The organism is Microcoleus sp. B7-D4 (assembly GCF_036705125.1).
GTDB lineage: Bacteria > Cyanobacteriota > Cyanobacteriia > Cyanobacteriales > Microcoleaceae > Microcoleus.
Genome location: NZ_JAUBTT010000033.1, coordinates 1 through 21428, shown reverse-complemented (window position 1 = coordinate 21428; position 21428 = coordinate 1). Strand labels below are relative to the sequence as shown.

The 21428-nt window shown below is 45.5% G+C and carries 18 protein-coding genes; 7 read left to right on the top strand and 11 right to left on the bottom strand.

Annotation, left to right across the window (positions count from 1 at the left end):
• Positions 1-24 precede the first annotated feature (24 nt).
• The 4 genes from biuH to QUB12_RS15085 all read left to right on the top strand — a co-directional run bounded on the left by biuH (position 25) and on the right by QUB12_RS15085 (position 3479).
• Positions 25-708, top strand: a complete 684-nt coding sequence (gene biuH / locus QUB12_RS15100) for a biuret amidohydrolase (protein WP_333203546.1) — start codon at positions 25-27, stop codon at positions 706-708.
• 115 nt (positions 709-823) lie between these two features.
• Positions 824-2431: an ABC transporter ATP-binding protein gene (locus QUB12_RS15095; protein WP_333307386.1), complete on the top strand. Its 1608-nt coding sequence runs from the start codon at positions 824-826 to the stop codon at positions 2429-2431.
• Between the two features lie 17 nt (positions 2432-2448).
• Positions 2449-2811: a cupin domain-containing protein gene (locus tag QUB12_RS15090; protein WP_333307383.1), complete on the top strand. Its 363-nt coding sequence runs from the start codon at positions 2449-2451 to the stop codon at positions 2809-2811.
• Complete coding sequence (locus tag QUB12_RS15085) at positions 2802-3479, top strand: cysteine hydrolase (protein WP_333307380.1); 678 nt, start codon at positions 2802-2804, stop codon at positions 3477-3479. Before QUB12_RS15090 ends, QUB12_RS15085 begins: the two co-directional genes overlap by 10 nt.
• Before the next feature lie 226 nt (positions 3480-3705).
• Here QUB12_RS15085 and QUB12_RS15080 read toward each other — a convergent pair whose 3' ends face one another.
• From QUB12_RS15080 to QUB12_RS15035, 10 genes are all read right to left on the bottom strand, one after another.
• The gene (locus tag QUB12_RS15080; protein WP_333307377.1) at positions 3706-4791 is read right to left on the bottom strand and encodes a DUF3474 domain-containing protein; all 1086 of its coding nucleotides are present in this window, start codon (positions 4789-4791) and stop codon (positions 3706-3708) included.
• 733 nt (positions 4792-5524) lie between these two features.
• Positions 5525-6991 (bottom strand): amidophosphoribosyltransferase, encoded by a 1467-nt coding sequence (gene purF, locus QUB12_RS15075; protein ID WP_333144910.1) that lies wholly within the window; start codon positions 6989-6991, stop codon positions 5525-5527.
• A gap of 699 nt (positions 6992-7690) precedes the next feature.
• Entirely contained in the window at positions 7691-8017 is a 327-nt protein-coding gene (locus QUB12_RS15070) for a type II toxin-antitoxin system RelE/ParE family toxin (protein WP_333106495.1), read from the bottom strand.
• Positions 8014-8262, bottom strand: a complete 249-nt coding sequence (locus QUB12_RS15065) for a type II toxin-antitoxin system ParD family antitoxin (RefSeq protein ID WP_333144911.1) — start codon at positions 8260-8262, stop codon at positions 8014-8016. The genes QUB12_RS15070 and QUB12_RS15065 overlap by 4 nt, the downstream gene beginning before the upstream one ends.
• Positions 8263-8485: 223 nt before the next feature.
• On the bottom strand, positions 8486-10534 hold the full coding sequence (locus QUB12_RS15060) for a bifunctional serine/threonine-protein kinase/formylglycine-generating enzyme family protein (RefSeq protein ID WP_333307374.1): 2049 nt from the start codon (positions 10532-10534) through the stop codon (positions 8486-8488).
• A 214-nt stretch (positions 10535-10748) separates the two neighbouring features.
• A complete protein-coding gene (locus QUB12_RS15055) occupies positions 10749-11096 on the bottom strand; it encodes a DUF5615 family PIN-like protein (protein ID WP_333144913.1) in 348 nt (115 codons plus the stop codon).
• 4 nt (positions 11097-11100) lie between these two features.
• Positions 11101-11460 (bottom strand): DUF433 domain-containing protein, encoded by a 360-nt coding sequence (locus QUB12_RS15050; protein WP_333080638.1) that lies wholly within the window; start codon positions 11458-11460, stop codon positions 11101-11103.
• 353 nt (positions 11461-11813) lie between these two features.
• Positions 11814-13640 carry a bifunctional serine/threonine-protein kinase/formylglycine-generating enzyme family protein gene (locus QUB12_RS15045; protein WP_333307371.1) on the bottom strand — a complete coding sequence of 609 codons (1827 nt, stop codon included), beginning with the start codon at positions 13638-13640 and terminating at the stop codon, positions 11814-11816.
• 239 nt (positions 13641-13879) lie between these two features.
• Complete coding sequence (purL, locus tag QUB12_RS15040) at positions 13880-16441, bottom strand: phosphoribosylformylglycinamidine synthase subunit PurL (RefSeq protein WP_333307369.1); 2562 nt, start codon at positions 16439-16441, stop codon at positions 13880-13882.
• Between the two features lie 41 nt (positions 16442-16482).
• On the bottom strand, positions 16483-17712 hold the full coding sequence (locus tag QUB12_RS15035) for a transposase (protein WP_333307366.1): 1230 nt from the start codon (positions 17710-17712) through the stop codon (positions 16483-16485).
• Positions 17713-17771: 59 nt separating this feature from the next.
• Between QUB12_RS15035 and QUB12_RS15030 the strand changes: the two genes are divergently transcribed.
• Both QUB12_RS15030 and QUB12_RS15025 read left to right on the top strand, forming a co-directional pair.
• The gene (locus tag QUB12_RS15030; RefSeq protein ID WP_333307364.1) at positions 17772-17951 is read left to right on the top strand and encodes a hypothetical protein; all 180 of its coding nucleotides are present in this window, start codon (positions 17772-17774) and stop codon (positions 17949-17951) included.
• Positions 17952-18131: 180 nt separating this feature from the next.
• A complete protein-coding gene (locus QUB12_RS15025; RefSeq protein WP_333307361.1) occupies positions 18132-18737 on the top strand; it encodes a pentapeptide repeat-containing protein in 606 nt (201 codons plus the stop codon).
• Between the two features lie 9 nt (positions 18738-18746).
• Here QUB12_RS15025 and QUB12_RS15020 read toward each other — a convergent pair whose 3' ends face one another.
• Complete coding sequence (locus QUB12_RS15020; RefSeq protein ID WP_333307358.1) at positions 18747-19373, bottom strand: Uma2 family endonuclease; 627 nt, start codon at positions 19371-19373, stop codon at positions 18747-18749.
• 221 nt (positions 19374-19594) lie between these two features.
• Here QUB12_RS15020 and QUB12_RS15015 point away from each other — a divergent pair, with 221 nt between their 5' ends.
• On the top strand, positions 19595-21349 hold the full coding sequence (locus QUB12_RS15015; RefSeq protein ID WP_333307355.1) for a DUF3352 domain-containing protein: 1755 nt from the start codon (positions 19595-19597) through the stop codon (positions 21347-21349).
• The last annotated feature ends 79 nt before the right edge of the window (positions 21350-21428 follow it).

Here is a 21428-nt window from a genome sequence, read left to right as displayed (position 1 = left end):
GGAATTTATCGCAAGGAAGAAAACATGGGACGTTTTGTAGAAGCTGAACCATATCCTTATCCTTACAATGGCGATTTGCGCCCAGAAAATACGGTGCTGCTGATAATTGATATGCAAATTGATTTCTGCGGCATTGGTGGATATGTTGATAAGATGGGCTACGACTTGTCACTGACTCGCGCTCCTATTGAGCCAATCAAGCAAGTCTTAGAAGTGGCACGGGCGAAGCACTTCCATATCATGCACACCCGCGAAGGACACCGCCCCGACTTAGCAGATTTACCAGAAAACAAGCAGTGGCGATCGCGCCAAATTAACGCCGGAATTGGCGATCCCGGCCCCTGCGGTAGAATTCTCGTTCGAGGCGAAGCAGGATGGGAAATCATTCCAGAACTCGCGCCTTTGCCTGGAGAAGCGGTGATTGACAAGCCTGGAAAAGGCTCTTTCTATGCTACGGATCTAGATCTGTTACTGAAACGTAAGGGCATTCAAAATATTGTTTTGGCTGGCATTACAACCGATGTCTGCGTCCATACCACAATGCGAGATGCAAACGATCGCGGTTATGAATGTTTGCTCTTATCTGACTGTACAGGCGCAACAGATTATGGCAACCATTTGGCGGCACTTAAGATGATCCAGATGCAGGGAGGAGTGTTTGGAACTGTTGCTGATTCAGAAGCATTTATCAAAGCTTTAAGTGTTTAATTTTGAGGAAACAAAAAGTAAATAGTTCAAGCATTGAAATGAATCCCGCCATCTAACTAAATAATCAAATCTCATAAATAGCCGATGAAATGAAAACTTGACAGGAGATAAAAACATGACAGAAGTGAAAGACTCTCTACCCAAAAACTCAGCACTAAATACTCAAAATTATCTAGACACTCAAAACTCAAACTTCACAACTCAAAAGTTTCTGCAACCACCCGAACTAGAGGTGGTTAACATGACTAAGCGGTTTGGCACGATGACTGCACTTGATAACTTCTCGATGACGCTAAAACCAGGGACGTTTCATGCTTTGCTGGGCGAGAACGGAGCAGGCAAAAGTACCCTTGTTAAATGTGTCATGGGTTTCTATACTCCTACTTCAGGCCAAGTTTTGATTGATGGACAGGAAAGCACGATCGCAAGTCCTCGCGATGCTCATAAGTATGGCATTGGCATGGTTTACCAGCACTTCACCTCTGTGCCTGCGATGACTGTAGCCGAAAATCTGGTTTTGTCCCGCTTTGATAGCCCAAATTTGATTAACTGGAAAGCCGAGTATGAGCGGTTAAAGGCTTTTATGAAAACTGCTCCTTTCCAAGTTCCTCTAGATACTCCGGTCTTTCAATTAGCTGCGGGGGAAAAACAAAAGCTAGAAATTCTTAAACAGATATATCTTCAGAGTCGGATCTTGATTCTGGACGAACCTACTTCGGTGCTGACTCCGCAGGAAGCGGATGAGGTTTTAGGTTTACTGCGCGCAGAAGTTACTGCCGGAAGATTAAGCGTCTTAATTATCAGTCACAAATTCCGGGAAGTGATGGCGTTTTGCGATAGCATTACGGTGCTGCGTAAAGGAAAGTTTGCAGGTCAGGGTTTGGTAAAGGATCTGACTGTCTCGGATATGTCGGAAATGATGATGGGTGAAAGGCGTGAGCCAAAACAAGTTGAAAAGATAGCCCCCCCAACGACTATTCCTATTCTTGAAGTTAAAGACCTTCATGCCAATAAAGACAACGGTATGGAGGTATTGACAGGAATAAATCTCACAGTTCACAGTGGCGAAATTGTTGGGATTGCAGGTATCTCTGGCAATGGTCAGCGGGAACTGGTGGAGGTGTTGGCAGGTCAGCGTTCTGCTACAGGTGGAGATGTGCTGGTTAATGGCGAAGTTTATACAGCAACACGAGCCGAGATGTTTAAACATCAGGTCTTCGCACTACCAGAAGAACCCCTTCATAATGCTTGTGTGCCACACATGAGTGTGGCAGAAAATTTAGCCCTGCGGACGTTTGACCGCCCTCCCCAAGCTAAAGCAAGTATCTTACTCATCCTCAAAGAAATTAGACAGGCGGCTCAAAGCTTAATTAATACTTTCAAAATAAAAACGCCTTCGCCAGATACCCCTATCGGCAATCTGTCGGGGGGAAATGTACAGCGCACAGTATTAGCGCGGGAACTCTCTTCCGAACATATTAGGTTACTAATTGCCGCTAATCCTTGCTTTGGTCTAGATTTTGCTGCTGTGGAGTACATTCACGGTCAGATTATTGAGGCTCGCAACCGAGGTGTAGCTGTGTTATTGGTGAGCGAAGATTTAGATGAACTGCTGAAATTGTCCGATCGAATTCTAGTAATAAGTGGCGGGAATTTTACTTATGAAAGTACGATCGCAGATGCAGATTTTGTTCAGATCGGTAAGAGTATGGCAGGACACTAATCAATTTGGGAATACCTATGACTGAACTACTGAACAAAACTTTGCTCCTTAAGGATTTACCTAATATCGCCGCGTGGCAGAATGAGTTGGCTTGGCAACCATTTCGTGATGGGGTGGAAATCTACCGACTTTATGGTGACAACACAAGTGGATCGGCTGCTGCTCTACTGCGGTATCAGCCGGGAGCGAGTGTCCCAAGGCACACGCATACTGGTTTTGAACATATTTACGTACTAACTGGATCGCAAACTGACCAAAATGGCGAACACAAAGCCGGAACTTTTGTGATTAATCCCCCTAACAGTAATCACAGTGTTGTCAGTCAAGCTGGTTGCATAGTTCTAGTAATTTGGGAAAAACCGATATCATTATGGTCTTAATATCTGCTCAACCTTATGATTATGAACTGCCAGCCTCTGGCGGTGTGGCTTTAGTCATCATCGATATGCAGCGAGATTTTTTGGAGCTTGGGGGATTTGGTGAAGCTTTAGGCAATGATGTCAGCCAACTACGGGCGATCGTGCCAACGGTAAAGCTGTTGTTAGAGGCATTTCGCGATCGCCATCTCCCTATTGTTCACACTATTGAAGGTCATCAACCTGACCTTTCTGATTGTCCTCCCTCTAAGCAAAAGCGGGGTCAAAGTACACTAAAAATTGGCGATCGAGGCCCGATGGGACGAATTTTAATTTTGGGTGAGCCGGGGAATTCAATTATCTCAGAATTGACACCTATGCCTGATGAAATAGTAATTAATAAACCAGGCAAGGGCGCTTTTTATCACACTAATTTGGAATTAATTCTTCGTGAAAAAGCGATTACTCACCTAATTTTTACTGGAGTCACGACTGAGGTTTGCGTTCAAACAACTATGCGTGAGGCTAACGATCGGGGGTTTGAATGTTTACTTGTTGAGGATGCTACAGCCAGCTACTTTCCAGAATTTAAACAGAGTGCGATCGATATGATTCGCGCCCAAGGCGGTATTATTGGTTGGACTGCAAAGGCTGAAGTAGTAATACAAGCTTTGGAAAAATCGCAGTCTTAAATTTAAAAACTGTCGGCTATCCCGGATGTTTGGGGTACAAACCAGTGGCTGATATATTTTTTCGTAACCGGCTTTCCGGCCTGTTCCACAAAGAAGAGACCTCTGGGTTTGGGGTGGCTTGTCACCCCTCCAGATGTGGAACATTTTATTATCAAACACGCGCAAAAAAGAAAAACCCGGTTTCTTTAAGAAGCCGAGTTTTTGCATATTCTATTGTTTCTTTAAACTACTTAACTTCAGCAGATCGCCGACTGTTAGGTGATTCGTAGTAAACTCCAGAACCTGTATCGGAGACAAAATGACAATCCCAGTAAGAGCGAATAAAGCTCTTCCAAACTGGATCGGTTGACTTGCGATAATAATCGCCCAACACTGGTTTAATTGCTTCCGTTGCTTCCTTCAAGTGATAGTGCGGCATTGTCGAGAAAATGTGGTGGGCTACGTGGGTGCCGATATCGTGATGGATGGAATTGATGATTCCGTAGTCGCGATCGATCGTAGACAATGCACCTTTCAAGAAATACCAATCATCTCCGCGGTACCAAGGAATATCCGCCTCAGTGTGGTGCAGGAATGTTACCAAATCCAGCCACATCACGAACACTACATAGGGAACCAAGTAGAACTTGAGTAAAAACAGCCAACCAAACTGATAGGTTAGCGCGCCTAAAAAGCCTACCATCAGTACCAAGGATGCGGAACTTGTCAACACATCCCATTTTTCGGAGGGACGGAAAATCGGGCTACCGGGCATGAAGTGAGAACCTACCCGATCGGGCGATCGCCGAAATAGATAAATTGGGTAGGCAAATAACATCAAATAAAAGCGTCCTAGCTTTTCGTACCAAGGCATTTGATTGTATTTGCTTTCCGATACCGGATACCAGCTTTCATCGTTATCTAAGCTGCCTGTATTTGCGTGGTGGGTTCTGTGACTAATCCGCCAACCGTGGAAGGGCACGAGAATTGGAGCGTGGGAAAGGTGTCCGATCAGGTTGTTGAGCCATTTGCTCTTAGAAAATGAACCGTGTCCGCAGTCGTGGCCCACTACAAACAATGCCCAAAACATGGTTCCTTGCATCAACCAAAAGATTGGATAAAAGAGCCAGGAATCGAGGGTGTAGGCGATCGCATACAAACCTGCGATGATGCCAATATCTAAAAAGAAATAAGCCAGAGATTTCCATGCCGAGGGCTCAAAACAGTGGGCTGGAATGGCTGCCTTGATATCAGCAAGAGTAAAAGGTAACTCTGTTGTACGAGAGGATGAGCCTGGATTGCTCGCGGGATTGAGAACAGTATTTGATTGCACGAAGTTTCCGATTTAAGCTGACTTGAGAAACCGCATTCCGCCTTCTTTTAACAGTCAATCGATTTTAGATTTTAGATTTTAGATTTTAGATTCACTCCACAGATGAATCTGGGGGGTTAACTAATATCTAAATTTTTTGGCTCTCCCGGACAGGAGTCGGGGGGTTGTATCCCCTATGCAGGTGAGGTAACATTCAACCTGCAAGGAGCCATATTTTTACTCTGCAAGGGTTTCTAAAGTTATTTAGTTCGCATGAATAGCCCGTCCGCGATTCTCAAGCAAGTTGGCTTGTCGAATACTTGTGTCGGAAAAATTAGTGCGATCGACCCTGTTATCTGAAAAAATCTCATGTGCCCGTTGTTGGTGCGAAATGCGACTTCCATCTGAGAGTGGACATCTGGAGGAACTACCTCCAGTCTGCAGGTAGCATACAGCGTTTCGAGCAGGAATTGTGAACGAGAGTGTAGGGAAAAACCATCGATTTTAGATTGGCGATTTTAGATTCAAGCACAAGTCTCAAATCTCCAATCTCCAATCTCCAATCCGAGTGTTGGGTTTCACACAAGTGGTGCCCAAGCGACTGTTTACTACAGTTCACCAATTCTGCAAGAATTGCTAAAGCTAAGTTAATGTAACATTTCTACACACATTCTGGCAATGACTTACCAGAAAAACTTGAAAATCCCTAAATTGCGGAAAGTGACGGGCGATCGCTTTCTCGCTTTTGGATTTTCTAGGTTGCAGCTTTTTCTAATATGAGCTTAGACCGTTTTACCATTTCTGGAACGTCGATCGGATAATCACCAGTGAAACACGCCGAACAAAAACTCATCGGGTCTTCGTTAGTCGCCTTCAGCATTCCATCCCAACTCAAGAAAGCCAAAGAATCTACCCCTATTTGGATGCCGATTTCTGCGACTGACTTAGTAGCAGCAATCAACTGATCTTGATTGTCGGTGTCGATCCCGTAGAAACACGGATGAGTCACCGGTGGCGAAGAAATTCTCATGTGAACTGCGGTTGCGCCAGCATCCCGCAAGGCTTTGACGATTTTGCGACTGGTTGTACCGCGCACGATCGAATCATCGATAATAATTACCCGCTTCCCTTCCAAGACATCTTTGAGAGGGTTGAGTTTCATGCGGATTCCTGACTCGCGCATTGTCTGAGTCGGTTGAATAAAAGTGCGCCCCACGTAGCGGTTTTTAATCAATCCTTCGGCGTAAGGAATGCCGGAAGCTTGAGAAAAGCCGATCGCCGCCGGGATTCCAGAATCGGGAACCCCGATCACTATATCAGCATCAGCCGGAGATTCTGCTGCCAACAAACGCCCGATCCGCAGTCGGTAGCTGTACAAACTTTCACCTTCCATCTGGCTATCGGGGCGAGCAAAATAGATCATTTCAAAGATGCAAAGTTTGCGCTTCTGCTGCTGACTCCAGTGGAAGGAAGCCATACCTTCCTCTGTAATCCAAACTAATTCCCCCGGTTCTACGTCCCGCAAAAATTCAGCACCGATAATATCCAAGCCACAAGTTTCCGATGCTAAAACGTATCGTACCGGAGTTGTGGGGAGGATGCCAATTACCAGCGGGCGGACGCCCTGGGGGTCGCGGACTCCCATCACGCCTTTGGGAGTGGCGATCGTCAAACTAAAGGCTCCTTGGCACATAGCAAACGCACTGATCGCTGCTTCCAGCCAGTCTTTGCCCTTGTCTACCTCGGAACCGATCGCCACGGCGATCGCCTCTGAATCCGTCGTGCTCACAAATTCGCACTTCCGAGACAGCAATTCTTCCCGCAATTCTTTTGTATTGACAAGATTCCCGTTATGTGCCAATGCCAGACTTCCCAAACGAGTTTCGACAACCACAGGCTGAGCGTTGACCACGCGCGACGAGCCGGTAGTAGAGTAGCGAGTGTGTCCTACGGCTAAGTTACCGGGCAAGTGACCTAAACTCGATTCGTTGAAGACTTGGGAAACCAGTCCCATATCTTTGTGCAGGTGTACTTTTTCACCGTCAAAGGTGGCAATCCCTGCTGATTCCTGACCCCGGTGCTGCAAGGCATACAAACCGAAGTAGGTCAACTTGGCGACATCTTCACCCGGTGCGTAGATACCGAAAACGCCACAAGCTTCCTCGGGCTTGTCGGGTTTGCTAGAATGCTCGTCAGCCGCGAAGGAATGGTTGGGAATCATAGATGGGTGGGTTCCTAATGGGGAAGGTGGGTTAGGGGGACAGTTTCAGCGGGAAATCTTGTTTGCGAAGGCGTCGCATAACTTAACATTCCCTTAATCTTGCCACGGATCTGTCATTATTTCCAACTCGTGTAGCATTTCAGACAGAAGCGATGCGGCGTTCAATGGCATTGTAGTATCGATCGCCCCCTGATCCTATATTAACCTTGATTAATTGTGGGCGAGGGATTCGGCGATTGAAAAATACTGTTGGCGAATTCACCAAGGGTGTTACCCCTCACATCACGAATGCAGCATTTTCTTTCGTTCTGGCTACTTAATAGCTATATGGTTAATTAAATATTTAGTCCAAAGCCACTATTTTTAGGGGGTAAGGGGTGAAACAATTTTTAAATTCGCCAGCAGTCTCTTGAAATCGCTTAAAAGTAAAACTCTCGTCTCAGGAGAGGGGAACGAAGAGATAGGCGATCGTGCAATGGAAAATAAATTAGAAACTTGCTTGATGGGCTTTTTCAAATATTAGGATTTAAGGGCGATCGAGCTTGACTTTTCTGTGAGATTGACATACTATATTATCATGGGAATCTGTGCGACCATGTAATGTCAATTTTGGGCGCGATCGAGTATTAAGTAATCTCGACAGGAGTTAACGGTGGGATGGAGAGTTTGCAGCCTGAAAAATTTTCCTACTCTACAAAGTCAATCAGCTTCATCTCCTGACAAAACTTCCTCTAAATCTCTCGCGGCGTGCAGAATTCTCACTACCTTAATATAGTTATCAAAAGACAGATAGAAAATCAGATAATTCTCAAAACCCCTAACTGACAATCTTCGCAAACCCTCCAACCGTGGATTTTGAACCGGATACAGGCGACCCATTCCCGACATTTGAGCCAATCTCGCAAAGGTCTGACGTGCTGCATCAAAAAAACGCAATGCAGCATCAAGATTATTTTGAGCAATATAAGCAAAATTTTCGTCTAAATCTTGACTCGCTCTTGGTGTAATGACAATCCGTTTAGTCATTGCTGCTGTGGGTCAAGTTTCTGCACCAACTGAGCCCGTTTTTGCTCCCACCAATCATCGGTAATCTCTAGAGAATTGCCACTATCCAAACCAGCCAACAATAACGACTCAACCCGCGCGGATCTTGCTTGTTCTTGGCGAATTAGGTGCAAGATGTATTCCGCTGCATTACTGTAGCCTCCGATTGCCACTTGTTCGTTAATAAAATTTTGAATTGAATCGGGAAGAGGAAGATTGAGGGTCATATTTTTTATCCTTCCTGATGTGTGACCTTGGCATATTTTAACGAAAATAAACCAGGTTTGATCGATTTCCGTTATTGTAGGGTGCGTCGCTGCGAGATTTAAGGGTGGAATTTACAAATTTGAGATGGCGACGCACCTGACTGACTCTCGCGGTGCGTCGCTGCGAGATTGTCGATCGAACTTGTAGATTGTTTCGGGCGACGCACCCTACGGCTTCAACCGGCTACGCGGAAACCAAAGCCACGCGAAAACCGATGTCCGAGTAACCATCGCCCGCCAAATTGCTAAGACGATACGCACTGCGACAATTCACCGCAGCGTCCTTCCAGGAACCGCCACACCGCACCCGGCGATCGCTTCGATCGTTATCGAGATCACTGCACCATTCCCAAACATTTCCGTGCATATCATAAAGTCCAAAAGCATTGGGTAAAAAATTCCCGACATCAGTTGTTTGTTTGCGGTAAAGTCCCTTCGATGCCCCAGCGTAGGGATTATTGCCATTATAATTAACTAAATCTGGGGTAATTGTTTCACCAAAATAGAAAGGTGTTTTAGTTCCGGCGCGGCAAGCATATTCCCATTCCGCTTCTGAAGGTAAGCGATAAGTCTTGCCTGTTTTTTTAGAAAGCCGCTTGCAGAATTCCACAGCGTCATTCCAGCTTACTTTTTCGACAGGAAGTTTCGCACCTTTGAACTCAGAAGGGTTATTTCCCATCACCGCTTGGTATTGTTCTTGAGTGATCTCATATTTACCCATAAAAAAAGCAGGGATATTCACGGTACGCTGCGGCCCTTCATAACTACTTCGTCCGGCTTCCGTATCGGGCGAACCCATCACAAAACTGCCACCAGGAATTGCTACCATGTCTAGAGTAATACCATTCCCCATATTTTCTATAAAAGCCTGTGCTTTTCCTTGACGGCGGTTGGCAATTTGCCCCGTTGAGTTGACTGTCACTGTTTCAAAAGTAAAGCTTTTTAAAGCATTGGAAGATGGCGTAGGTTTTGGAGTTTCTGGTGCGGGTTTTGGAGATGGTTTTGGAGATGGTTTTGGAGATGGTTTTGGCGATGGACTTTCTGCTACAGATTGTGGAGAGGGTTTGGGCGATGAACTTTTGGCTGTAGTTTTTGGAGATGATTTTTGAGCTGATGATTTAGGAGATGGGGCCGCATTTTTGGATGAAGGTGGAAGATTTGGTGAAGATGAAGAAGTTTTGTTGTTCAACAAACTTTGACTCAGCACAGCTAATGCAAATCCTCCCCCAGCAAAACCCGCTAATTGCAAGAAACCTCGCCTTGTTGTGTTAGTTCGTAACGGCAAAGAGTGCTGTGGAATCACAGGAATTGTGGGAATTGGTGTCGGTGCGGGAGATTGTCCAGACTGACGTTGAAAATCTCTGAAAACTTCCTCTGCTGATTGATAGCGCTGCTGGATATCTTTTGCCAACAACTTAGATAAAATTAATTCCAATTCCTTGTCTATGGGACTCTTCAAATGTTGCTGCCAATTTCCAGTCCAGCTATAACCGTGTTCCGTCCACAAACCATAAGGATGTACCCCCGTCAGTAGATGAAAAGCCGTCGCCCCCAAGCTAAACAAATCGCTGGCTGCATAAGCTTCACCCCCTTGCATTTGTTCAAGCGGTGCATAACCATGCGAACCAATTTGCGTTCCCTGTCGCGATATCACTGTTCCCGACAACTGTTTGGAAACTCCGAAATCAATCAGCATTAACAAACCGTCGCTGCGACGGCGCATAATATTCTCAGGCTTGATATCTCGGTGAATGATTTTTTGTTCGTGAACAAACTTGAGAACAGGTAGAAGTTCGAGTAATAGTTGCTTAACTTGGCTTTCTTGCAAAATTCCCTGATTTTGGAAAAGCGTCAACAAATTATCACCATCAACAAACTGCTGTACGAGATACAAATATTTGTTGTCTTCAAAGTAGGCATCTAGTGATGGAATTTGGGGATGTTGTCCTAGCTGTTGCAGTTGTCTAGCTTCTAGCTGAAATAATTCTACCGCTTTGTTAATCGCCCAAGTTCCCTGGACATCGGGTGCTAATTGTTTAACGACACAGCGTTGATTTAGTCTATCAATATCTTCTGCTAAATAGGTTCTGCCGAAGCCACCTTGACCGAGGAGTTTGATCATGCGGAAACGATTTCGCAGGATGGGTACGAGTTGAAGGCCACAACTGATGCAATATGTTTGCCCGTCGGGGTTTTGAGGATTGGGGCAGTCTGGATTGATACAGCAAATCATTTATTTTAGGAATGATATTGTTTATATTGTATAGGACTTACGCATGGGGCCCAGAAACCGGTTTTTTTTTATGAAAATACTTCGTTCGCTCTCGTAGATTCGGTAAAAAACCCGCTTATGAAGGCGGAGGGCGTCCAGTAGTCTAATTTGTAGGGTGCGGATATGTGAGATTTGCATCTTACTTGGAGATTGTAGATAGAATTATTAAATTCAATTAAGATATGGACGGCGGCCCAGAACGATAGACACGAATCACTTTCCCCGTCAGTATCTCAGCAGTAGATATCGCATCATTAATATTCGCACTCAGTCTAGGCATATCGTCATCTCGCGTGCAGGCAATAATACCGCAATGGTCAGGTTTCAGCTTGTGCAGTTGAAAGAAATCGCGCCGATTGATGGTCAAAACAGCTCGATTGTCACTGATGGCAAATACTAATACATCCTCATCAGGTAGTCCAGCATTTCCTGCTTCTTGAACAGTCAGGATATCATGGCCCAAAGAGCGCAGATTTTGCACAACTTGTCGGGGAAAGTGTTCGTCTGCATAGAGACGTGCCATAGGTTTATTTGATATTTTCCGGTGTATCTAAGATTTCGTCAGCATCATCTTGCTGTCGAATTGCTGACTCAATTTCGTCAGGATAAGCTTCAGTATAAGCCCAAACATTTACCAAATCAGCAGCACTGAGATGGGGGTAGCAGTCTAGGATAAAAGCATCGGTAGCGCCGTCATTGCGATAGCTGGCGAGCAACCAAACGGGAATGCGAGTTTTGTCAATACAAGCATCACCGCCCATCACGCCGGGAGTTTTGGTTATCGGGCGGCCGCTGTTTTTCAGGCTTTGAGTTAAGATGCCGATCGCCTCAGCTTTTTCGATCGCGGTTAAGGCCAGGAGTTGTACTTCTAATTCTTCGATTGTCATATAAATTTGGGGATTTATGAATTGTGTAGCTATTTGATATTGTAAGGCGATATGTCTATTAGTTATCAAGCTCGGTCGGCTTAAGTCTGCGGTAGGAGCGGGTTTTACCAACCATCTATGTCGGAACCAACAACATAATAAACCAGCCCCGGCCTAATCTCGGAATCCTCTTCACAAGCCCCCGGATTCATCCGTGAGGTCGATTTTTGAATTCTTTAATCTAAAATCTAAAATCTAAAATCGATTGACTGACTCTCGCGGTGCGTCGCTGCGAGATTGTCGATTTGATTTGTAGATTGTTGCGGGCGACGCACCCTACTACTTAGCTACAGCACAGAACCAAAAACCGGAGACTACGCGGAAACCAGAGCTACGCGAAAACCCCTGAGCCTCCACCTGAAGCCCGCCGAGAGGAAGTCACGATAGGCACAACGGCAATAGACCGCATTGCTGTCCCAGGAACCGCCACGCCGCGCTCGGTTATTATTTGTTCCAGGTTCCCAAGAACTTCCGTCAGTCGGTGCGCCGTTATAATTACCATGCCATTTATCGCTGCACCATTCCCAAACATTGCCGTGCATATCGTATAAACCAAAAGCATTCGGCGGAAAACTCCCTACATCTGTTGTTTGTTCACGCCAAAGTCCTTTGGGTGCAGCACCGTAGGGATTATTGCCGTCATAATTAACTAAATCTGGCGTAATTGTGTCACCAAAATAGAAAGGCGTTGTAGTTCCCGCGCGACAAGCATATTCCCATTCCGCTTCCGATGGTAAACGATAAGTCTTCTCTGTTTTTTCAGAAAGTTTTTGGCAGAATTCCACAGCCTCATCCCAACTTACATTTTCTACTGGACGTTTCGCACCTTTGAAATTAGATGGGTTATTTCCCATCACCGCTTGATATTGTGCTTGAGTGACTTCATATTTACCCATAAAAAAAGGAGGGATATTCACATTATGCTGTGGCCCTTCATTGTCACTTCGTCCTGTTTCCGTACTGGGGGAACCCATCACAAAACTGCCACCTGGAATTGCTACCATGTCCAAGATTGCACCGCTACCTAAATTTTCACTAATAAATTGTGCTTGATGGCGTTGACGGTTAGTTATATTACCCCGTGCATTAACTGTCACCACTTCAAAGTCAAAAGTTGGTAAAGTCAGCGTGGGAGTTGATATTGGCGCAGGATTGGGTGTCGGCTTGGGAGTTGATATTGGCGCAGGAGTTGGTGTCGGCTTGGGAGTTGATATTGGCGCAAAAGTTGGTGTCGGCGCAAAAGTTGGTATTGACTGACGTCGAAAATCTTTGAGAACTTCCTCTGCTGATTGATAGCGCTGCTGGATATCTTTTGCTAACAACTTAGAAAGAATCAATGCCAATCCATTGTCTATGGGAATTTTCAAATGTTGCTGCCAATTTGCAGTCCAACTATAACCATGTTCCACCCACAAACTAAAAGGATATACCCCCGTCAGTAGATGAAAAGCCGTCGCCCCCAAGCTAAATAAATCGCTGGCTGGATAAGCTTCACCCCCTTGCATTTGTTCAAGCGGTGCATAACCATCCGAACCAATTTGTGTTCCCAGTCTCGACATCACTGTTCCAGACAACTGTTTGGAAACTCCGAAATCAATGAGAACTAACAAACCATCGCTGCGACGGCGCATAATATTCTCAGGCTTGATATCGCGGTGAATGATTTTTTGTTCGTGAATAAACTTGAGAACAGGTAAGAGTTCGAGTAATAGTCGCTTAACTTGGCTTTCTTGCCAAATTCCCCGATTTTGGAAAAGCTTTAATAAATTATCACCATCGACAAACTGTTGTACCAGATACAAATAGTTGTCTTGTTCAAAATAGGCATCAAGGGATGGAATTTGGGGGTGTTGTCCTAGCTGTTGTAGTTGTCTGGCTTCTTGCTGAAATAATTCTACTGCTTTGTTAATCGCCCAAGTTCCCTGGACATTGGGTGCTAATTGTTTAACGACACAGCGTTGATTGAGTTTATCAATATCTTCTGCTAAATAGGTTCTGCCGAAGCCGCCTTGACCAAGAAATTTGATCATGCGGAAACGGCTTCGCAGAATTGGTACGAGTTTGACGCCACAAGTGATGCAATATGTTTGCCCGTCGGGGTTTTCAGGCTTTTCGCAGTTGGGGTTGATGCAGCAAATCATTTATTTTATGAATGATATTGTTTATATTGTATAGATTAATTGGGCGATTCAACCAGGCGATTTTATGAGTGATAATTTGTAGGGTGCGTCGCTGTCAGATTTTAGATGGCGACGCACCTTACTATTGTGTGGTGCGTCGCTGTGAAATTGTCGATCTTCCTTACAGATTTTTGATGCGACGCACCCTACGGCTTCAACTGTGTAGACGTGGTTTCAAACGCCCTGTATATGGAATGGGATTAGACAGATGCAATCCGACGCTCGATCGCATTATAGAATCGATCGCCCATCTCACCCATCGCCACCTCAATTAACGCTTGATTGTCAGCAGTCACAACCCGCAAAGGTGATTCAGCACAGCAAACTACACCAATTTTATGCCACATTTTGGTCAAATGTTCTTCCAGGTAAGACTCCCAAATTTCTTGATTTTTCGGTGCGACTGAAACTACAATGCAGTTGCCCATTTCACCAAACAAAATTTCATCCCAGCGGCTGACATTTGCCGAATTGAAACTGAGATGAATTTCTGCACCCATTTTAGCAGAAATACAGGATTCCGCGAGGGCGATCGCAATTCCACCTTCCGCACAATCATGGGCAGAACATACCCAACCTTGCCGAATTCCATCCCGACAAACCGATTGCACTTTTCTTTCTAACTCAAAATCTATCCTTGGCGGTTTCCCAGCTACAATCCCGTGAATTGCTGCTAAATATTCCGAACCTCCCAAAGTAGGAGAAGTATCGATTGTTGAGCTTTCAGATGGAAGTTCTGAGTTTTGGGATGATTCCCCAATTCCCAGCACATAAATTAAATCACCTTTCTTTAGCCAAGCTTGGCCAGAAATCTTGGTCAAATCGGGAATTAACCCCACCATTCCGATTACCGGAGTCGGATAAATTGGTTGAGGATTCCCCTCAGCATCAACCGTTTCATTGTAAAGAGAAACATTGCCACCAGTAACAGGCGTTCCCAACTCCCGACAAGCATCAGCAATCCCGCGACAAGCTGACGCTAACTGCCAATATCCGATCGGCTTTTCGGGACTGCCAAAATTCAAATTATCCGTAACTGCCAGAGGTTCAGCGCCCACACAACTTAAGTTTCTCGCTGCTTCCGCTACGACTGCTTTTGCACCTTCATAAGGATCGAGATAAACATAACGAGAATTGCAATCAACCGTTGCAGCAACTCCGGGAATAGCCCCCTGCGGCGCTTCCTCCTTGCTAAGGGGGGGAGAAAGTTTGGGAGTTTCCCTACCTTGTGCCTTTGTAAATAGAGGAATTACCTCTTCTTCCTGTTTGCTTTCGGAAGCTAGAGAAACAGCATTTTCTCTCAGTAGATCCCCCTTAGCAAGGGGGTGTACTTCTAACCCGTTAGCAAGGGAAGAGTGGCAAGGTTCTAGCGGACGCAATCTGACAACCGCAGCATCAGCGCCTCCCGGTAAAACAACAGTATTGTTTTGCACTTGATGGTCGTATTGGCGATAAACCCAGCGTTTAGAAGCGATGGTGGGAGTATCTAAAAGCGTCAGCAAAATCTGATTCCAAGTTTGGAAAATGCCGTTAATTTCGATACCTTTAACTGTGGATTGTGGCAGGGAATCCGCCGTCCATTCCCATGCTTTTTTAGCATATTCGGGCGGCTCTGTCAACAATTCTCGGTGATAAATTGGTGTGTTATCTGCCAAAGCAGTTGCGGTAATTTCGGCAGCGATTTCGCCTTTAAAGAGAATTCGGACGATCGGCTCTTCGATGACTGTCCCCGCTACTACCGCGTGCAATCCCCAGCGGTGAAAAATATCGATTAATTCCTGTTCCCGTCCTTTTTGGGCAACAAACAACATCCGTTCTTGGGATTCCGAAAGCAGGTATTCGTAGGGAATCATGCCGCTTTCTCGAACGGGAACTTTGTCTAAATCGAATTCAATGCCAACGCCACCTTTGGCTGCCATTTCTGATGTGGAACAGGTGATTCCCGCCGCACCCATGTCTTGGGCGGCGACGACTGCACCGGTTTTGAATGCTTCTAAACAAGCTTCAATTAAGGATTTTTCTAAAAATGGATCTCCTACTTGGACTGCGGGGCGATCGTCCATTGATTTGTCTGTCAATTCTGCACTGGCAAAACTTGCTCCTCCCATGCCATCTCGCCCGGTAGTTGAACCGACATAAAGCACGGGATTTCCGATGCCGGATGCCCCGGATTTGACGATTTCTTGAGTTTCCATTAAACCCAAGGCCATGACGTTAACTAATGGGTTGCCGGAATAAGCAGGATCGAAATAAACTTCGCCGCCAACTGTGGGTACTCCGATGCAATTTCCATAATGGGAAATTCCCGATACTACGCCTTTGAACAATCTCTGAGTTTTAGCATCGTCTAAGTTGCCGAAACGCAGGGAATTTAAAAGTGCGATCGGGCGTGCACCCATTGTGAAGATATCGCGGAGAATCCCCCCGACACCGGTTGCTGCACCTTGGAAAGGTTCGACTGCTGACGGGTGGTTGTGGGATTCAATTTTGAAGGCGAGTTGCAAGCCGTCTCCCAAGTCTACGACGCCGGCATTTTCTCCAGGCCCGACGAGAATTCGATCGCCCTCTGTGGGAAACTGTTTTAATAGTGGCCGCGAATTTTTGTAACAGCAGTGTTCGCTCCACATGACGCCGAACATTCCCAATTCAGCTTTATTAGGATGGCGACCTAGACGCTGAACGATTTCTTCATATTCTTCTGGTTTGAGTCTTTCAGCGGCAATTTGTTCGGGGGAAAATGGGGATTCGGAGATGGGAGACATGGAAACTTGTTATAAACCACAGGCTTTATTGTGACATACTCCTACACCAACTGAGTACAATATTGTGTAGGTTTCTCAGCGACTCCAGCTATTGCTTCGGACATTGACTGAGCGTTAAGAACGGGATGACCCACCGCTCTATTTCTTATCACTATGGCTGCATTATGATCGCGGTCAAGACTACACCCACAACGAGCGCAGTGATGCCATCTTTCATGCAGCTTTTTCGGTACTTTTTCGTCGCAACTTGAACAATCTTGTGAAGTGTTATAGGCACTTACTGGCACTACCAACAAGCCAGCATTTACGGCTTTATTTGTTAGTATCGACAGAAAGCTTGACCACCCAGCATCCAACACAGATTTAGCTAATTTTGTGCGGGAAAGTCCCTTGATATTCAAGTCTTCAACCGCAATAACATCATATTTATTCAATAGAGCGTTAGCAGTCTTGAAATGAAAGTCTTTACGCTTGTCCGCTATTTTTTTGTGACACTTCCCCAATTGCTTAACTGCTTTCTGCCTGCGGTTGCTACCTTTTTTGCGGCGTGAGACTCGCTTCTGGATAGTTCGTAGGCGTTTTTGGGTTTTGCGGTAATGTTGAGGGATTGCAACAGTCTCGCCCTCTGAGGTTGTCAAAAATTCCTTCAGCCCAACATCAATTCCAGTAATCTTGTTTGGATTAAAATCTGCCTTGATTTCAGGGACTGTTGAATCTTCTAGGGAGAGCGTAAGATAGTACCCATCAGCTTTTTTGGTGATAGAAACGGTTTTGATTTTGAATCCATCAGGTATGGAACGGTGTAAAACAACTTTAACTTTTCCGAGCATCGGCAAGTTGATTAAGTTATTCTGCAAGCAGCCGTCTTTAACTTGAGGATAAGTGAATGTGCGGTAACGACTGCGTGGTTTAAATCGAGGTCTACCGCTACGCTTTCCATTGCTATCACCTTTTAGGAAACGATCAAAAGTTACCTTAACTCGTTTAACTACATCTTGGAGAACTTGAGAATAAACCTCGCCATACCAAGGGTGAGTTTTCTTGAGTTGAGGTAACGTCTTCTTCTGACTGTAGTAATCTGGGTTGTCCCGCAGTTGGGGTAAGTGGCAAACCAGAGGACAGGCATTGATGGGAGAACGGTTTTGCTCATACCAGTTAAACCTATCCGCCAACAAATAGTTATACTGGCTACACATCATTGACAGCCATCTGTCAATCTCAATGGCTTGTAACTTTGTTGGACGTAATCGATACTGGTAAGAGGTTCTCATTCCCTAGATTTTGTTAATTATGTTATATGTAAGTTAACTTACTGTCAGCAAGCGTGTCAATGCCATTCCAGAAAAATAATACATTCGGCGCCAAAAAACGGCTCAAACGCCCTCTAGACAAGGAAACGATCGGATTCAAAGGTTACGAAGGACAAAAAGAGAAACTTAAGGCTGTTCCCGACTGGCCTGAACGTCTCAGAGAATTTGTTGATAAATTGATCAGTGACTACGAAAATTAATTGGTCAACTCCGTACCTACCTTGACTCGCCTATTCATCCCACACTATAGCTGTAATCAGATTAGTGTGGGTATTTCGGCGGTTTAGCTAAATGCCCTGTGGTTGGTTAATCTAAAATCTACAATCCTAGGCGCAATGCGTTGGTTAATCTAAAATCTCAAATCTCAAATCTAAAATCGAATGACTTTACCTCGAAATCTCAATTTTGCTAACCAAAACTTGCGGAACCTTTCTTTTAAAGGGCTTGACTTGTCAGGGGCGAATTTCAGCGGTTGCGACATTCGAGGCTGCAATTTCACCGGGGCGATTTTGAGGGGGGCAAATTTTCAGGGTGTCCGAACCGGACAAAGCCGCAGGCGGGTGAGAAATTTGATTGCTAGGGCTGGGGTGACTGCGGTGACAGTGACGACGGCTGGGGCTTTGATTGGACTGATTGCCGGGGCAGATGCGGGGGCTGTGGCGGTGGCCGGAACCGCTGCGACGGCGATTGCTGCGACTCGGTGCGAGGCTGGGATTGTGGCGGGGGCTGTGGCTGGGGCTGCTGCGGCGATCGGCGCTAGCGGTATTGTGACATTTTTGGGGGGAGATACTCTCAGGGGAATTGTCTTATTTTTGGTTTCTGGGGTAATTCTTGGGTTAACTGCGATCGGATTTTTTATCGCTGTTGAACAGATAGAAAAATTGTCGATAACGTCATTTAGAAAGGCTGATTTAACTGATGCTGTTTTCGATCGAGGGGCGGTTCTAGATGCAGATTTTTCCGATGCGCGAGGAGTGCCGTGGTAGACTACACAATTACTGATTTTTTACCCATTCCCGGAATTCTCGCACTGCTGCGGTTGCGCCTGTAGTTTGACAGCGATCGATAAATTCGTCAACTTTTGCAGTCGGTAGCATCGGGAAAGCCAGGGAAAAATTGCACTCGGCATATTCACCATTTTGCAATTGATAAAACTTGATGCTTCGTCCGTCGTACCGCCAAATTTCTGGTACGCCTAAATCTGCATATAAATCGAATTGATTTAAGGAACTGCTGGTAATATCAATTTCCAGTGCTAAATCTGGCGGCGGATCTTGAGCAAAGTCTAATTCAGTTCTCCCTCTGACCAGTGCTTCATTCTGGATATAATAGCATGAATCTGGTTCTTTACCCGCTGCTTTTTTGCGTTTTTTTATAGTCATCGAGCCAAAGGGGTTGTACTCAAGATTGAGTTCTTCTATGAGAGTTACAATTAAGCGATCGATCAGCCTGTTGCGATTTTCATGTTCGGGTAGTGGCACCATAATTTCTAATTGACCTTGATGATAAGCAATTCTGGTGGAACGTTTGTTGCCCAGTTCCCCTAGGAGATTTTCATATAAGTGCCAACTGATATTGGGGAGTAAAATTCGCTGTTCGGGGGGCGTTGATATTGTTAGCATTTTACTTGGTTTTAGATATTGAGAATATTTTATTTTAGCCTTTTTTTTTTGCGAACCGCACAAAAAGTATCTGCCGATAGCCACGGTTATGCGCTACTCTATAGCGGTTCTCAAGCGTGGTGAGGTATGGGGGCAAGTCCTATGCCCTATGCCCTATGCCCTATGCCCTATGCCCTACGAGCACCTCATTTACTGAGAAAGGCTATAGTTAATAATAGACTGTGGTCATTAGTCCTTGTTGTATGAAGTTGCGATCGTTCTTTTCTTTCCTCATTGCTGGCGTCTTGGCACTCTTAGGCTTGAGTGCCGGTGGTTTTTACTGGCTGACAACTCACACTCCCCTGAATTTGCTCGCCGGCGGGCCGACAACTACTCCGGCTGCGGCTGTGTTTGTCTCGAAACAAGCACCTTTGTTAGCTTCAATGCTGGTAAATCCCGATCGCCTCGAAGCATTGCGACAAGTTTTTGCCACTCCCGAAGAAAGAAGTCGATCGCACGCAGAATTTGAGCAAATCAAAAAAAGTTTCCTCGCCAATACAGGTCTGGATTACAGTCGAGATATCCAACCTTGGATAGGTGACGAAATTACCCTCGCCGTCACAACCCCTGATTTCGATGGCGACAGCAGCAACGGCAAACAAGCCGGGTTTTTGCTGGCGGTTTCCTCCCAAAAGGTCGATCGCAGCCAAAAATTTCTCGACTCCTACTGGCGCCAACAATCTCGTGGCGATAAAACAGTGCAGTCGGAAATATATAAAGGCGTGAAAATTAATTATAAACAAGCACCCATAGCCAAGAAAAAATCTGCTTCGCTTTCGCCTTTTAACCCGTTTTCTCTGCCGACTTCCAAGTTGCCATCCAGCTTCGCAACAGCAGCCATCGGCGGTAATTTAAATTATGGGAATAACCAAAGTTTTGTTTTATTTTCCAATAGCCCAATTGTGATTCGAGATGCAATTAATAACGTTGAATCAGCCAACCTAAATCTCGACAATACCCCGGAATATCAAAAAGCTTTGCAGCAGCTAACTCAAGGCAGAATCGCTTTAGCATTTGTCAATCTCCCGCAATCAGCAACCGAGCAAAATCCCCAAGTTTCTCTTAATTCCCTCGCAGTTGCTGTCGGAGTCAACCGACGGGGATTGCTGGCTCAAACTGCTTTAGTGACATCGCGAGAAAACACAGCTTCTCCCACACTCTCCGAACCTGTGCAAGCCTTGCAATACATTCCCTCAGCGAGTCCTTTCGCGGTCGCCAGCACCGACTTAAGGAATTTTTGGGCTGATTTGTCATCGGCGGTTTCCACTAACGCTGAAGTCTCAAATTTAGTCGATCGCACTCTGGCAGATATTCAACAACTTTGGGGCGTCAACCTGCCGCAGGATATATTTGGCTGGGTACAAGGAGAATACGCTTTAGCAGTGCTTCCGAATTCGTCAAATAGTGCCGATTGGATTTTTGCCGCCGAAAAATCTGCTGATTCCCAAAAGGATCTCGACAAACTCGATGAAATTGCCCGCAGCAAAGAATACAGCATCGGCAGCTTCACTCTCAGAAACCAGAAAATTACCGCTTGGACGCAGTTGACAACGAACCCCAATTATGGTAAAGAAAATAATAGAAAAAGTGCGATCGAAACCGAGGCAAAAGGAGTCCGAGCCACCGTCGGCAAATACGAAATTTTCACCACTTCAGTAGAAGCAATGGACGCAGCACTAGAAGCAGCAGAAACAGGCTCTTTAGTTGCCAATCAAGATTTTCAAACCAGCATTGAACCGCTACCGCCATCTAACGACGGCTATTTTTATTTAGACTGGCCCTCCAGCAGGGCAATTTGGGAAAAACAAATCCCGCTGTTGAGGTTAATTGAACTTTCGGCAAGACCATTGTTCGACCACTTGCGATCGCTCACTGTCACCAGTACGGGAGAAATAACAGGAATTCGCAAAGCTACTATATTTATGCGGCTCAATTAGTTAGGAAGAAGGAAGAAGGAAGAAGGAAGAAGGAAGAAGGAAGAAGGAAGAAGGAAGAAGGAAGAAGGAAGAAGGAAGA